The organism is Rhizobium etli 8C-3, from assembly GCF_001908375.1.
Lineage (GTDB): Bacteria > Pseudomonadota > Alphaproteobacteria > Rhizobiales > Rhizobiaceae > Rhizobium > Rhizobium etli_B.
In genome coordinates this window covers 186,129-200,359 of record NZ_CP017244.1, presented here as the reverse complement: position 1 = coordinate 200,359, position 14,231 = coordinate 186,129, and the positions used below count along the sequence as shown (strand labels likewise).

Here is a 14,231-nt window from a genome sequence, read left to right as displayed (position 1 = left end):
CGCCGCAAGAGGCGGCGCGACGCGCCCGCGCTCAGTCCCACTTTGTGTTTGCAAGATCATGAGCCTTGGCCACCCGATGCTTGCCGTTTGCCTGTCCCTCACCGCTATCCAAGCGGCGCGTGCCAGGACGAGGGATGCCCCGAAGCCCCATCCCTCGCACTCCCTTCCCACCCGTGAAATTCAGGATTAAGAGGACAAATCGTCCTGATCGCCGGCCTTGTCGAGCTGGTTGCGTATATAAGCTTCGATGTAGTCGAAGACCTCGACCGCGCCGGCATCCGTCTCGATCAGATCGATCGGGCGACGGCCGCCGAGATGCGCGCTCTCTCGGCGCGCCCATTTCAGGACTTCGCCTTCGGTGCGCAGCACCGGGCGGGCCATCTCCAGCATCCTCGCGAGATGATGCGGTTTCGCATACCATGAGGTCCGCAGCTCGTCATCGGAGATATGCCGTCTGACCCAATGGGCCAGCTTCGCCAGCGACACGTTCGCCTCGCGTTCGAGATCCCCGCCCGCGCCGACTTTGCGTGTCGGGATCACCAAGCCGCGGACGATATGCGGGCAACGCGCCTGCAACATCTGCAACGCCGGCGTAAGGTCGGTATCGTTGGTGACGAGCACAACCTGGTCGATGTCGCCGCTTAAGGCGTCGTCGTAGAGATGAAGCGCCAGATTCACATCCGATTGCTTCTCCTCGAGCTTCCAGACCTGGATCTTGTCGCAATCACGTGGCCAGCGCTTCGGATCGTCGGCTGGAACGATATGCTGGTTGGCCTTGTAGAGCGAATAATGGCCCATCACGAAGGAGAGCCTGCCACCGCAATGTGTCGTCAGGGCGTTGTGATATTGGGCCTAAGAAGACACCGAGTCTTCGCCCTTGGCCGCGCTTTCGATGATCTTGGCCGTGAAATACTTGATTGCGCAGTCCGGATGCAGGGTCATCGTTGCCGGTTCGGCGTCCGGTCTTGGCCGATAGAGGATCGACGGTAGAATTTGCGTTTCGAACAGGGAGAGAACGTCGAGCCACTTGAAGGCCGTCTTGCGCAGGCAACCATAATAGAGATTGTAGCCGTCGATGTAGACACGTGTTCGTAACCCCGGCACTCCTACCCCCAGACATAAAAAAAACCGGCTTGCGCCGGCTTTTTACCCCAACCGCCCGGAGCCCATGTCTCTCAGGATGCTGGGTTAGTTGTTACTCTCAACATAGTGTCGAGTGGTCCTCTAGTCAACCTATATTGACGGCCACCGACGCGCTGAAACAGGCGATTTCGCCGTGATTTCACCTTAAATAGGCATTCCTCGGGGAATCTGCAACGGAATGACACGGCCCGCGGCGGGCATTGAATCAGGAGAAGGGCCACCGCCCGTACGGTCGGCCGCGCTCTATGCCGATGGCACGGAGCCAGCCTTCGGCCGTCTCCGCCGATACCGGTAAAGATCGCTTGTCCAGCGGCTGCTCACGCATCAGGTGTCGAGGCCCTTTCCGGCGTTCCTGGCTCGCCCTGTCGCTGCATCAACTCTCGGTGCGCGGCAGTCATAAGATGGGCGAGATAATGTGCCGGTAAACTAGCCCAAAGGTATTAGTGCGGTTCCTGACAAAAAATCGGCCCTGCCGACGGGGTGTGTTCAGCGCAGGGCCAAGTCGCCGGCTGGATGCGCGTTTGTGGACGGTCGCGCAATCCGTAGATTTCAACGACTTAACTGCCGAGAGGTTCCGCCAGCACAAAAAATCCCCGACGAAATCGGCGCGAGTGCTGACGACGAAGAGGGAACGCCGGAAAGACGTTCGCATGATCGGGGGTTATGGCTTTGTACGCTAGCATACCGATCGATACCCGAAGAATTGAGGAGCACCACATAGCCATGTCCAGGGGCGGTCGGCGAACGTTCTACGTGAGTCGCGAATTGTTTGGCGCAGCTGTCCTGATCGGTATGATGCGGGCCCGCGTGCATCGGTTTAACCCGAGTTCCTTATGCATCGTGCGACAGGTTGAGGGAGCTATCGCTGTTCCTGCCACGCGCCACTAGAATAACAGGCCATCAAAAGTGGGCAAACTAGCACCTTCTTCGGCGGGTGCAGAACCAGAGCCAACCGACCTCGAGATGCTGCCGTGATCGCACAGGTGCTTCTATGCGGACAGCAACGTCCTTTGGAAGACGGGTCAGCCAGCGCTATAGGCACTTGATTGATCCGCCGGTCGATGGGCGTCTTCACCTCTTTCGTCCGTCAAGAAAGCGCTTGCATTATTGACTAGGCTGTGTCAATATTGCAACTGGTTGTGCTTTGCAATCAATATGAAAGGACTCGGAGCGATGAAGCTTTACTCGGCGCCCGGTTTCACCAGTTTGGCCGACCATATCGCCATGCTGGAGGCTGGAATTCAGTTCGACTTGGTCAAGGTCGACCTTGAGACGAAACAGATCGAGGGGGGCGGCCGCTACATCGACATCAACCCGACAGGCTATGTGCCCGCCCTCATGTTCGACGATGATGAAGTGCTGACGGAAAATGTCGCGATCCTGGCTTGGATCGCCGATCGCACACCAGCGCTCGCACCGCACGGTCATCTGGGCCGCTACCGCCTGCTTGAGATGTTGAGCTTCATTGCGACTGAGATTCACAAGCGGTTTCCCACCTATCTGTCACTTCCGGAGGAAGTCAGGGAGCCGACGGGCCAGCAACTGCTGCACTGGTTCGGCTTCCTCGCGGATCGATTGGATCGGGGCTACCTTTTCGGAGAGACCTTTACGGTCGCGGATGCCTATCTCTTCCAACTTGCGTGGGGCGCGGCTCAACTCGGATTTCCCCTGCCCGAACCGTTTGACGACTACATTGCCCGGATCGAGCTAAGGCCGGCGGTACGAGCGGCGCTGCTCCGCGAGGGCCTCGCATGAGTGAGCTGATGATCCGCACCGATGGGGTCGAACTCGCAACGCAGAGCTTTGGCGATTCAGCCCAGCCGCCGCTAATTCTGATCATGGGCGGAATGGCCTCGATGCTGTGGTGGCCGGAGGAATTCTGCCAGAGGCTCGCCGAACGGGGTCGTTTCATCATCCGCTATGACCAGCGCGACACCGGCCTTTCGACGAAATATCCCCCAGGACAGCCGGGCTATGTCTTCGACGATGCTGTCGATGATGTTTTCCGCGTGCTCGACGGTTACGGGATCTCGACAGCCCATATCGTCGGCTTCTCCCTCGGCGGCATGATCGGCCAAGTGGCCGCGTTGAAGAATCCGGAGCGCGTGCTTTCCCTGGCGGCGATCAGCACCTCGCCGGTCGGCGTGGACACGTCCGGCCTTCCGGCGAGCGGCGAAGCCTGGATGGAGCATATGACCATGGAAGCGGACTGGTCGGAACGGGCGGATGCCGTCGCCTACCTCGTCGAAGACGCGCGCCTGACTGCGGGGACGGCGCATCCGTTTGACGAGGCCGGCACTCGAGCTTTCCTTGAGCGGGACTTTGGCCGGTCCGGAGGCTATCTCAGCGCTACCAACCATAGCGTCCTCTTTGAGGTTGGCGAGACATGGCAAGGCCGCCTGAACGAAATGACGGTGCCGCTTCTCGTCGTCCACGGCACGGCCGATCCGGTTTTCGCAGTCGAGCACGGCGAGGCACTCGCGCGCGCTGCAACGGACGCGAAGTTCGTGAAGATCGAAGGCGGCGGCCACGAAATTCATCCTGGAGATTGGGAGCAGATCATTTCTGCTATCGAACAACATGCGGAAGGACGAACATCCGCCAAGTGAACGAGACAATGCCAAGGGAGGGTGGAGACAATTGATCGTGCCGACTTTTATGACGCGGAATTGAAGCCGCACAAACAGCATCCGCGCGCTGACGCCGGCGATTGGAATACGAACTCGATCATCGAGATGCGTCCAAATCACGCCTGGCAGGAACAGTAGAGCAAGTTGGATTAGGAACAGACTAGGCGTAGCCGTTTCTCAGGGGCGGGCATCGCGAATCACTGTGGATAGTTCTTGCCCCAGCTTCTTCTCGTCAACGGGTTTGCTCAACAGCGGAGCGATGCTGAGGGCTCCGGTGAGATGATTTCGTGGGTAGGCGCTCATTACAAGGAACGAACGCCCGCTCGCCTGCAAAGCGACGGCGACGGGCTCGGAGGACTCGCCATCTAAGTGCACGTCGAGAATGGCGGAATCCGGGCACTCGTCCGCAATCAACGCCAGCGCCGCAGTGGCGGTGGCAACCGGTCCGACGACGATGCAACCCCACCTTTCTAGGATGTCCTGGATGTCCAATGCGATCAGTCGCTCGTCCTCGACGACCAGGATCCGCCGGCCGCAGAGTTCGTCATGCAGAGAGCCCGTCATCGTCGTACTCGTCCACGGGAAACTCCAGACGGTAGTGAAGGCCGCGCCGCTCGTAGAGCAGTACAGCCTTGCCCTTCAGTTCATGGGCGACGACATCCTCGAGCAGGCGAGTCCCGAAGCCCCTTCGTTTCGGTGGAGTAATCTCTGGCCCGTCCACCTCCTGCCAAGTCATCGAGAGCTGGGGGCGCCCGTTCACCTGCTCCAGATACCAACCGAGGCGCACCGTTCCTTGAGCGACGCCGATCGCCCCATGTTTGGCCGCGTTCGTCGCCAGTTCGTGCAGCGCCAGACCGAACATACGGGCCTGTCTCGGCGACAGCCGGACCGATGCCCCTTCGATAGCGATCTTTTTTGGATCGTCCTGTCGATAGGGCGCGAGAACCTCGTCCGCGAGCGCCAGCGGATCCACCCGCTCGTCGCTGCTTTCGAACACCAGGCTCTCTGCCGCCGAGAGCGCTTGGAGCCGGTCGATGAAGGCGTCGCGGAATTCTTCGGCGGTTCGCCCCTCGGCCGACGTCAGAGAAGCCAGTGCGCGAATGAGGCCGAGTACGTTCTTGACCCGATGTCCGAGTTCTCGCGCGAGGACACCCTGCTCTCGGGCCGATCGTCGGAGTGCATCGTGCGCACGAACCCGCTCGATCGCCGCCGCAAGGAGATTTGCGTAGGTGCGCAGGAAGGCGATATCGTCCTCGCCGAAGTTCCGCGGCTCCTGGGCGTCGACCTCCAGCACCCCGAACGGCGCCTGTTCGCCGGCGATGATCACGTTGACCATGCTCTTGACACCATGCCGCAGCAGCACGTCCGGCATCCTGAACCGATCTTCCACACTGAGATCCGGGGATACAACAGGCTGGTCGGCCCTGAGCGCGTAGCCTCCTGGGGAGTCTTCGTTATCCCCAAACGTTTCGTGACCGACGACGCCAGGCTCCCAGTTGACGCCGCTCCGGATCAGCATCTCGCCGCGGTCGGGGAGATGCTCGAGCACCTTCACCAGCGGCACATCGAGCGCCGCGAAGACTAGCTCGCAGGCACGATGAAGCAAACTATCGATATCGTTGCACTGAAAGGCGAACAGCCCGAAATCGGCTAGAGCAGCGCGTTGCGCTCTCAATCTCTCTTCGACTGTCTGAGTCTGCCCGTCGGTCATCTTCCGCTCCAGTGTCGGCCTAACGGCTGCCACGTCCGAAGGTTCCGGCGGGGCAGTGCGTCAGCACCCGCTCGGAAGCGGTGATTCCCGCGACCAGCTTCACCTCGACCACGATCCGAAGCGAGACCCCTCCCCTGTGGCGACGATCCGCGGGGCGCGGCGCGAACTGAAGATCGGACATCTTTCAATCCACCCGAGCGGCGGATGCACGCCCTCAGGCATTGGCCGGAGCCGAGCCCCACGCTTGGTGCGGGACCGGCAGCGGCGGTGTCAAGGACAGCCAGGTGCCATTCGGCTGCTGGCTTGGTCGGTATCGTCGGTCATGCTGCACATAGTAGGCGACAAATGCAGCAGTTTGCCATCAAGGTATTTCGTTTTGTGTTGATGTTTTCTACTTCAATGATAATGTTCTCAAGGAGATTTTGCATGCATTTATGAATGCCCTGAATGATCACTGCCGCCCAACTTCGTGCCGCCCGAGCGCTCCTCGATATCGACCAGAAAACCATGGCAGCGATGGCTGGCGTATCGGTGCCGACCATCCAGCGCATGGAGGCAAGCTCCGGCAATGTGCGCGGGGTGATCGATTCCTTGGTCAAGGTTGTCGAGGCGCTCGACCGCGCCGGCATCGAGCTGATTGGCGAGCACACCGTCAGTGGCGGTGGCGGCCGCGGTGTCCGTCTCAAACACCCTGTAAATACCGGCTAATTCTCAGGAATTTCGCGAACGCGGCGCCGACCGGCCGACGGGCCGACGATCCGCCTCTGTTGTGGAACGTGAAAGGATCGCCATGGTCGCTCGAACTGTTGAGCCCAGCTTTTTTGAGCTGTTCACTCCCAAGCTTGTCACGGTTCTGCGCGAGCACTACGGCCTCGCCGACCTGAAAGCCGATGCCATTGCCGGCCTTACGGTCGCCATCGTGGCGCTGCCGCTGTCGATGGCGATTGCGATCGCTTCCGGAGTCACTCCCGATCGCGGGCTCTACACGTCAATCATCGGCGGCTTCCTTGTTTCGGCATTTGGTGGCAGCCGCTTTCAGATAGCCGGACCGGCCGGCGCGTTCATCGTGCTCGTGTCCGCGACCGTGGCACAGCACGGGCTCGACGGTCTTCTCCTTGCGACGATGATCTCCGGCGCGATCCTGATCGTGGTCGGACTGCTGCAGCTCGGGACCTTCATCAAATACATCCCCTATCCGGTGACGGTCGGCTTCACCTCTGGCATCGCGGTCATCATCTTTGCCAGCCAGCTCAGGGAATTGCTCGGCCTTACCCTCGACAAGGAGCCGGGGCCGCTCTTGCCGAAGCTTTTGGCTATCGGCAGTGCCATGCCGACGACGAACATCTTTGCAATTGCCAGCGCGGCTCTCACGATTGGCGTCATCGTTGGCGTCCGCCGCTACCGGCCGCATTGGCCCGCCTTCATCATTTCGGTGGCAGTTGCTGCCACTGCGGCCGCCATACTCGGCCTGCCAGTCGAAACTGTCGGCACGCGGTTCGGCGGTATTCCGCATTCGCTGCCGATGCCGCAGGTGCCATCGCTCTCATGGGCGAAGGTAGTGGAAGTCTTCCCGTCCGCGCTTTCCTTCGCGCTCCTCGGCTGCATCGAGAGCCTGCTCTCGGCCGTCGTGGCCGACTCCATGAGCGGCCGGCGACACCGGTCCAACTGCGAACTGGTAGCCCAAGGCGTGGCTAATATCGCCGCTCCGCTCTTCGGCGGTTTCTGCGTGACCGGCAACATCGCCCGCACAGCAACCAATGTCCGCTCCGGCGCCCGCGGTCCTTTATCGGGCATGCTGCATTCGGTCTTTCTATTGCTGTTTATGCTGATCGCCGCGCCACTTGCCGCTTATATCCCGCTGGCCGCACTGGCTGGCGTGCTGGCGGTCGTGGCCTGGAATATGGCGGAAAAGCACGAATTCGCGACGCTCGTGCGCGCCTCGCGAGGCGATGCCGTCGTGCTGCTTGCCACCTTCCTGCTGGTTGTCTTTCGCGACCTGACCGAGGGTATTCTGGTCGGCTTTGCGTTGGGCACGCTGCTTTTCCTGCATCGTATGGCGGAGGCCGTCGAAGTCGAGCACACATGGTCGGTCGCTGAGCAGGACAAGGCCGATACGATGAATGGCAACGGGCGCAAACCTTACGAGGCGGATCTGGCAACCGATCCGGACATCGTCGTCTGCCGGATATCCGGGGCGTTCTTCTTCGGGGCGGCGGCAGGCGTCGGGGCCGCGCTGGATCGTATTGGTGAGCACCCCAAAGCCTATGTCATCGATTTCTCAGCTGTGCAAATTCTCGACTCGACGGGAGCCGCCACCATCGAAGGCTTTGTGCGTAAGGCTCATCATCAAGGCGCCGCCGTTCACATTGGCGGCGCATCATCGTCGGTCCGGCGCGTGCTGCTGATACACGGCATGCGACCGCCGCGGGTGCGCTTCAAGAGAACGCTGGCCGACGCAGTGACGGCCGCGCGTGCGGGAATCCTGCAGGGGTCGCAGACTACAGTGAGCCAGCGAGATGGTTGAAGGTGTTCGATTTTTGCTGGCGAGGTTCTGCGAGAATGAAGAGACCACACGCATGCTGGTGACGACGACGCACGCTTGAAGCGGTACCAATTTATACGAGGTCGGCGATCGGGAGGCCGCGCGCCGATGTGACGGGATTAGACAAGTGTGCGCTTAGCTTTGGGGCCAGCACCGGCATGAGGATGTCCATCCCGAGGGTCGCACTAAAAATGGATAGCGACCCCAAGGATCGGACCCTGCTGCACGCCGTCGAAGAGAACCCGTCGTTTCTGTAGTTGATCCCCGATCGGCGGTACGCCGCGACGCCCGACACCGTCCCGTTGAGTTTGTAGCCGAGGGCCAAGGCGACGTCCCAGTCGATATCCGCGCGCCTGCACCGACCAGTCCCCATCCGGTCATCCAGATCTCCGGCGTAAAGAAGTAATTGCCTCAAAAAGCTGCGATGCCATCAACTCAGGTATCACCGTCGTCGCCTTACGGGCCGTCGAAACAGCCCACCGTTGAATCCGATGGTCATGTCGAGCGACCAGACCCTGATGCCCCAGGGGAGTAGCCGACACCGAGCAGGCCGGCGAACATCTTCGAGGTAACGTCGAGACTGTCGGCCAGGTGCCGGCAGGCGTGCCCACATCCGCCCCGAGTCTGGTATAGATGATGTCGGCGATAATGTTGTAGCGGTCGTACCGCACCTCGCCCGCCGCCATGAAGGCGAAGTCGAGGTGTTCAGCAGGTCGCCGAAGTCGGCGTCCATGTACCTCGGGCAATCTGAACTGTGCGATATCTCAGGAATTGCCGATCCGCAATCAGTAAGCGAATGCGAATGCCGCCTGACAATTCCCCACTTGTGTTCCCAGTGACTATCCCGAGGCACAGGCGGCGATAGGTACGACCGCGAGCGATTGCGACGCCGAAAAGGGAAGTGGCGCCCGCGTCGGCGTACTACTGCGGGCTGGCAGCGGAGCGAGAATGGACCTTTCGGTTGGCGCTGCTCACGCCGCCAACCCGGCGATCCGCGAAACCAGCCACAGCATCGCGGCTGTTCCTATCATGTAGGCGCCGAATTGACGCGCAGGTGCGGGCTTTATCGCGCCCAATGCACCTGCCGCCTTCAACACGACCAGCGCCGCGGCGACGAAGATCATCTGGCCCGCCTCGACCCCCAGGTTGAATGTCAGCAGGCTCAGCGGCACGTCGAATTGCGGCAGGCCGATTTCCTTAAGGGCACCGGCAAAACCGAAGCCGTGCAGCAGTCCAAACGCGAAGGCCACGACCCAGGGGTAGCCCTCGGACAGTCGTCTCTCGCCCGGCTTCATTCTGACCAATTCGCTCGCGACGAAGGCAATGCTGAGCGCAATTGTCGCTTCGACGGGCTTCTGCGGCAGACTGAAATACCCGAGCAAGGCTCCAGCCAACGTGATGCTGTGGGCAATCGTAAAAGCCGTGATTGTCTTGACCAGCATCCAGGGCTCTCGAATGAGCAGCATAAGGGCAAGAACGAAAAGTAAATGATCGAGACCCGAGAGTATGTGGTCGACGCCCAGCAGGAAATAGGCCTGAGCGACATCAAGGCTGGTCTGTGCGCCGGCAGTGACGAAAGATGGCGCGTCCGGCATGAGGCGCACGACCTCCGTGTCTCCGCTCTCGTATTCGATGCGAACGAGCGCTTCGGTCATGGTTGACCTGAGGCCGTCGATGGTGATTTCGCCGCCTTTCAATCCGCCAGCGCAGGCGACGGTCCACCGCTCCAGATAGGCACCGCCGTCGATCGACCTCACTGGTTCGGCTTTTTCGACGCACGGTTTCGGCAGACTTGCATAGAGACCGAGACGCATGTCGCGTTGCGCCGGCACCTTCCAGACGACAGCGAACTCGTCGCGCCTCGTTTCGCGCATGTCGAGATAGGCTGGCCTGATCTCATGAGCCATGCCGGATGTGGCCATGAACACTGCGACAAGCGCTGACAGCAAGGCGCCAAGCCGCGTCATTGGCCCGATTCCGCACCGGCCGGGCTTTCGATATTCACCACATAGCGCTTGAGCAGGTTGGCAAATCGCTGATCTTCGAGTTCCTTGCGCTTGGCGTTCGTCCATTCCCTCGCGACGGCATCGCGCACTTCGTCAAGTGCCGGCAATCGGCCGGGCACGCGCTCAGACACCCGGATCAGATGCAACCCGAAACCGCTGGCGACGGGACCCGTCCACTGGCCCAGCGGGGCCTTGTCGAGTTCTTCCACGAATTCGACGCCGAAGGTCTGGCTGATCGGTGTCTTGCCCGAAAGAGGCAGGTTGGGCGGAAGCAGCGTCGGATCGGCAAGAAGGGCGTGATCCGTTGCCGGATCGGTCAGCAGCACTTCGAGGACGGAAGCCGCGTCCTGTGCGATCGTCTCGCCGCGCCGCCGCGGGTTGAGAAACACCTGCTGGAAGGCCAGCATCGGATCGATCTCGAACATGGCTGCATTGGCTTTCAGATAGAAGTCGAGCTCAGCATCGGTCGCTGTCAGAGCTTCGGCGTCGGCGGTGCTCAAAAATTCCATCTTCTGGCGCAAGCGGCGACGAACGACCGTGTCGTCCCTGTCGAGCCCGAGCTCCAGCGCCTGGCGTACCAGAATTTCTTCCTTCACATATTCATCGATCAACCCCTTCAGTTCCTCGGCTGTCGGCGGGCGCTGCCAGGTCTTTGCGAACACGGTCGCCATCTGCTCGATCTTTGGGGCCGTGACGATGATTCTGTCCGGTTTGTCTTTCGCATCGGCGCCCAAGAGCCCGTAACCGGCAAAGATCAGCAGCGCGAGCAGCAGAAAATGGACCAGCGGCTCCCTCATCACGCGTTTCAAGGAGGTCGCGCTCGCTCGTTCGCGAGCTGCCGGACCCGACGATCCGGCAGTCAGTTCAACCGCCGGAATCTCAGTCACGGCGTGTACCAGATCGGCGAGGTATAGGCGCGTTCGGTGACGGTCATTCGCGTGCCCTCCAGCGGCTTTGTCCCGAACCGTTTGGCGTCATAGGCGGTCCACCGAGGCGTCGGTATCTCGATGACGCGCCCGTAATAGAAGGCCTTCTGTTTCGGGTCGAAGCTGGGGTCCTTCCAGACCGCGATCAGTTCCGGCGCACCGATGGTGTTGGTCCAGGTCGCGTTCTCGATGTCGACGGTGCTGCCGACCGATGGCACCTTGCCGTCGGCGCCCGGCTTGCGGTCTCCACCCGAGGCGACGTCGTACACCTGCTCATGCGTCTCGCCCTTGTCGTCGAGCCAGCCCTTGACGATCTGGTAGCGGTCGAGGTTGGCCCCGATCGGGTCTCGCAGCGCGGCGACGAGGAACGAGGGCGCCTTGCCTTCCGGCGCTGCCGTGAGGTCGCCCCCCATGGGAACGCCCTTGCCGTAGCCAATTGCCCCGGGATTGCGGCTCTCGGCATCGACCCGCTCGAAATCCCAGCCGCCGAAGAAGCGCACAGCCATGCGCGATCCCGTCGTGGCGTAGGTTTCCTTGCGCTGCATAGCGTCCCAGATGGCCTCGCGCGTGTTTTCCGCCGCCCAGACAGCCGCGTAGCCAGACGCGCCGACCTCCCAGTCCATCACCGTAATCCCGGTCTTGGCGTCCTTGACGAACGTTGCCGTCAGGCGTTCCGGGCTCGGCTCCTGCGGCGTGGTCTTTCCAAAGAAGTTTTCCTCTTCCATGGCCGCAAGGCCCGTATGCGCGTCGGAGCTGCCGACCAGCCCGAACTTGTAGGGGTTCGTGCCGAGTTCGGCTTCGAGCTTAAGGCCGTTCTTCAGCGCCGACCGTGTATATTCGAACTCGAGCATGTCAGGCGTCTTCGGCACGCTGGCATCGAGATTACCGAAATCCCAGGTCTCGAAATCCGCGAACTCGTCATTGGGCGACAGGACCGGATGCGCCTCGCCGTCGCCCTTCGTCTGGGTTGTCTCGTAGAGGCGTTCCCACCGGGAGCGCTGCTCGACATATTCCTTGTCGACCGGCTTGCCGGTGAAGGATTCGATCATCGGGAACATGCGGCCGTTGGACAGATTGCCGTTGTGCGCAATCGCCAGCACGCTACCGCCGGTCTTGTCCTCATAGGCCTGCATCCACTTCCATAGGTCGCGCGGATTGTCGCTGCCCAAGGGCTTAAGCGTCGTATAGGGCACGACCTGATCGGCCTTGTCGGCATTGTCGCGGAAGACGACATTGCGATGCAGATTGTTGCCTGCCGTGTTCGAGGTCCACTCGTAGCCGATGAAAGCCGTGAACCGCCCCGGATCGTTATATTCCTCGGCGGCCTTTATCGTGTCCTGCCACGCGTTTTTGTAAGGACGTGTCTCCGGCCCGTAGATCATGCTCTTGGGCAGCGTTCCCTTGCCAAAGCTGAAGATGATTTCGAGCGCCGCTGTGGCACCCTGACCCGCCTTGATCATATCGTACCAGGTCTTGGCCTGCGGATCGGTGATGACGTCTGGCTTGCCGGCAAAGAGGTCCGGAAACATGCCCATGTTGTCGGAATGATCGGCTACCACCAGGAAGTCGAGCGGCCGTGACAGCCTAGCAGGCTGGCCGCTTGACGCCGTGATCTCCTCCCCGCGGGCGAAGCGGTAGGCGTCGCGAGGCGTCAGCCGCGCTCCGAAGGCGCCGGCGTCGAACGAGGCTCCGGTATGGAGATGCGTGTCGCCAAACAGCGGCCGGGTCGGAAAATTACGCCCCGCATAGGGCGAGTAGGCGGGTTTGCTGGAAAATGCCTTTCCGGCCTTCGCACTGTCCAAAGTGCCGATATCGGTTGTCTCCTGAGCCGCAGCCGGCAAGGCAGGACCCAGGCTCACGAACACCGCAATAATCAAGTTAGCAGATGTTTTTTTCATCGTTTCCCCCCTTTGCAGCAGTGATGTTTAAACCGTCCGAGCGGGCTTTGTTGATTTGTATTAATGACAGGAGCCCCTGTCTCCGGTCCTTCGTCATTCTTTAGGCGCCCGGTAATCGCTGCGGCACCAATCCTAGCATGCCTGCTGATCTTGTTTAGGCCTCCTTTTTTGCAAGTTGTCAGGAGGCTCGAACGCAGCTAGTGTCAAAATTCCGCAAAGTGCATTCAGCGATCCTTGGTCGAGCAGCTTTGTGCAGACCAGCTTAGCTGCGCCCTGCTGGATTGCTGCCCGCAACTTCTAGAGAAACTGCGTGATTGCTAAAGGCGCTCTGCCGCGTTTGGACGTGTATTGCGCCACCGCCTGCCCAAAGCTGTCGCGTCAAACCGGCATCGCTCAACCTCGATAATAACCCGCGAATGACGACAGCACCCGTATTGGCCGAATAGGCAAGATCCTCCGAGCGCATCGGCTTGCCGTCGCTGACGGCCAAACCGGTCAGAATGTGGACGGCGACTGCACATCGGGTACTGGTCGGCATGGCGCTATCCGCTTGTGTGCAATAAGCACAATTACACACTAGCCGGCCTGTCATCATCAACCGTCGAATTTACTTCGGAACAATGCTCGGGCGGCTTTCCCCACTGGATTGTGATCTTTCTTCGCGATACAGCGAGAAGATCTGTTGCCGAGCCCATCCCATTTAGGTGCGATTTTATGACAAGTAAAGTTTATCTGGCCGGTCCGGAGGTCTTCCTTCCCAACGCCCGTGAGATCCTCGATCGCAAGGCAGCACTTGCCCGTGAGGCGGGACTTCTCCCGCTCTCGCCCGGCGATCTGGAAATCCCGCACACGAACTCGAAGCGCGAGCGGGCCGCGGCGATAAACGCGGTGGACGAGAAGATGATGATCGAGGCTGACGCGATCATCGCCAATCTGACGCCCTTTCGTGGCATTGCCGCCGATACGGGGACGGCCTTCGAACTCGGCTTTATGTGCGCAAGCGGTAAGCCTGTATTCGCTTACACGAATGTGGCCCGTGATCACATGGGACGAGTGAGCGATCTTTATGGCGGGGCCGTCGCATATGATGCAGAAGGTCGACTGCGTGACCCGAACGGTATTGCAATTGAGGATTTCGGCCTGGCCGACAATCTCATGCTGCACGCAGGGATTGAGCGGCGAGGTGGCGTCCTCATCATTGGAGACGCCGCGCGGGATGCGCTCTATACGGACCTTGCCGCGTTCAAGACGTGTCTTGCCGTCGCCGTTGAGAAGCTGCGCTAAAGTGCTCAGTCCTGGCACTTGGTGGAACGGCTAAACCGTTTGGTTTCGCCGCATGCGCAGCGCCTCCATCATGGTGATCAGCGGCTTTTCG

The 14,231-nt window shown here is 60.7% G+C and carries 12 protein-coding genes and 2 pseudogenes; 5 read left to right on the top strand and 9 right to left on the bottom strand.

Annotated elements, in window-relative coordinates:
• Positions 1-186 precede the first annotated feature (186 nt).
• Together AM571_RS25780 and AM571_RS37755 are read right to left on the bottom strand one after the other, a co-directional pair.
• Positions 187-798: an antitoxin Xre/MbcA/ParS toxin-binding domain-containing protein gene (locus AM571_RS25780; RefSeq protein WP_237358674.1), complete on the bottom strand. Its 612-nt coding sequence runs from the start codon at positions 796-798 to the stop codon at positions 187-189.
• A gap of 54 nt (positions 799-852) precedes the next feature.
• Entirely contained in the window at positions 853-1,104 is a 252-nt protein-coding gene (locus AM571_RS37755) for an NYN domain-containing protein (protein ID WP_237358639.1), read from the bottom strand.
• A gap of 1,212 nt (positions 1,105-2,316) precedes the next feature.
• Between AM571_RS37755 and AM571_RS25770 the strand changes: the two genes are divergently transcribed.
• Positions 2,317-2,898 (top strand): glutathione S-transferase N-terminal domain-containing protein, encoded by a 582-nt coding sequence (locus AM571_RS25770; RefSeq protein ID WP_074065573.1) that lies wholly within the window; start codon positions 2,317-2,319, stop codon positions 2,896-2,898.
• Positions 2,895-3,752 carry an alpha/beta fold hydrolase gene (locus tag AM571_RS25765; RefSeq protein ID WP_074063889.1) on the top strand — a complete coding sequence of 286 codons (858 nt, stop codon included), beginning with the start codon at positions 2,895-2,897 and terminating at the stop codon, positions 3,750-3,752. The genes AM571_RS25770 and AM571_RS25765 overlap by 4 nt, the downstream gene beginning before the upstream one ends.
• A gap of 198 nt (positions 3,753-3,950) precedes the next feature.
• On the opposite strand, the gene AM571_RS25760 is transcribed toward AM571_RS25765, so the two are convergent.
• Positions 3,951-4,337, bottom strand: a complete 387-nt coding sequence (locus tag AM571_RS25760; protein ID WP_074063888.1) for a response regulator — start codon at positions 4,335-4,337, stop codon at positions 3,951-3,953.
• Entirely contained in the window at positions 4,318-5,484 is a 1,167-nt protein-coding gene (locus AM571_RS25755) for a sensor histidine kinase (protein WP_074063887.1), read from the bottom strand. Before AM571_RS25755 ends, AM571_RS25760 begins: the two co-directional genes overlap by 20 nt.
• Positions 5,485-5,931: 447 nt before the next feature.
• Between AM571_RS25755 and AM571_RS25750 the strand changes: the two genes are divergently transcribed.
• Both AM571_RS25750 and AM571_RS25745 read left to right on the top strand, forming a co-directional pair.
• Positions 5,932-6,192 carry a helix-turn-helix domain-containing protein gene (locus tag AM571_RS25750; protein ID WP_074063886.1) on the top strand — a complete coding sequence of 87 codons (261 nt, stop codon included), beginning with the start codon at positions 5,932-5,934 and terminating at the stop codon, positions 6,190-6,192.
• A gap of 82 nt (positions 6,193-6,274) precedes the next feature.
• The gene (locus tag AM571_RS25745; protein WP_074063885.1) at positions 6,275-8,008 is read left to right on the top strand and encodes a SulP family inorganic anion transporter; all 1,734 of its coding nucleotides are present in this window, start codon (positions 6,275-6,277) and stop codon (positions 8,006-8,008) included.
• 203 nt (positions 8,009-8,211) lie between these two features.
• Here AM571_RS25745 and AM571_RS37750 read toward each other — a convergent pair.
• The 5 genes and pseudogenes from AM571_RS37750 to AM571_RS25720 all read right to left on the bottom strand — a co-directional run.
• Positions 8,212-8,790, bottom strand: a pseudogene (locus AM571_RS37750) (hypothetical protein); the annotation flags it as partial.
• A gap of 207 nt (positions 8,791-8,997) precedes the next feature.
• On the bottom strand, positions 8,998-9,993 hold the full coding sequence (locus AM571_RS25735) for a HupE/UreJ family protein (protein WP_074063884.1): 996 nt from the start codon (positions 9,991-9,993) through the stop codon (positions 8,998-9,000).
• Positions 9,990-10,919, bottom strand: a complete 930-nt coding sequence (locus AM571_RS25730) for a peptidyl-prolyl cis-trans isomerase (protein WP_237358638.1) — start codon at positions 10,917-10,919, stop codon at positions 9,990-9,992. The genes AM571_RS25735 and AM571_RS25730 overlap by 4 nt, the downstream gene beginning before the upstream one ends.
• The gene (locus AM571_RS25725) at positions 10,916-12,856 is read right to left on the bottom strand and encodes a DUF3604 domain-containing protein (RefSeq protein ID WP_074063882.1); all 1,941 of its coding nucleotides are present in this window, start codon (positions 12,854-12,856) and stop codon (positions 10,916-10,918) included. Before AM571_RS25725 ends, AM571_RS25730 begins: the two co-directional genes overlap by 4 nt.
• Before the next feature lie 346 nt (positions 12,857-13,202).
• Positions 13,203-13,394 (bottom strand): annotated as a pseudogene (locus AM571_RS25720) (Rrf2 family transcriptional regulator); the annotation flags it as partial.
• A 176-nt stretch (positions 13,395-13,570) separates the two neighbouring features.
• On the opposite strand from AM571_RS25720, the gene AM571_RS25715 reads away from it, so the two are divergent.
• Positions 13,571-14,140: a nucleoside 2-deoxyribosyltransferase gene (locus tag AM571_RS25715; protein WP_074063881.1), complete on the top strand. Its 570-nt coding sequence runs from the start codon at positions 13,571-13,573 to the stop codon at positions 14,138-14,140.
• Positions 14,141-14,231: the final 91 nt, after the last annotated feature.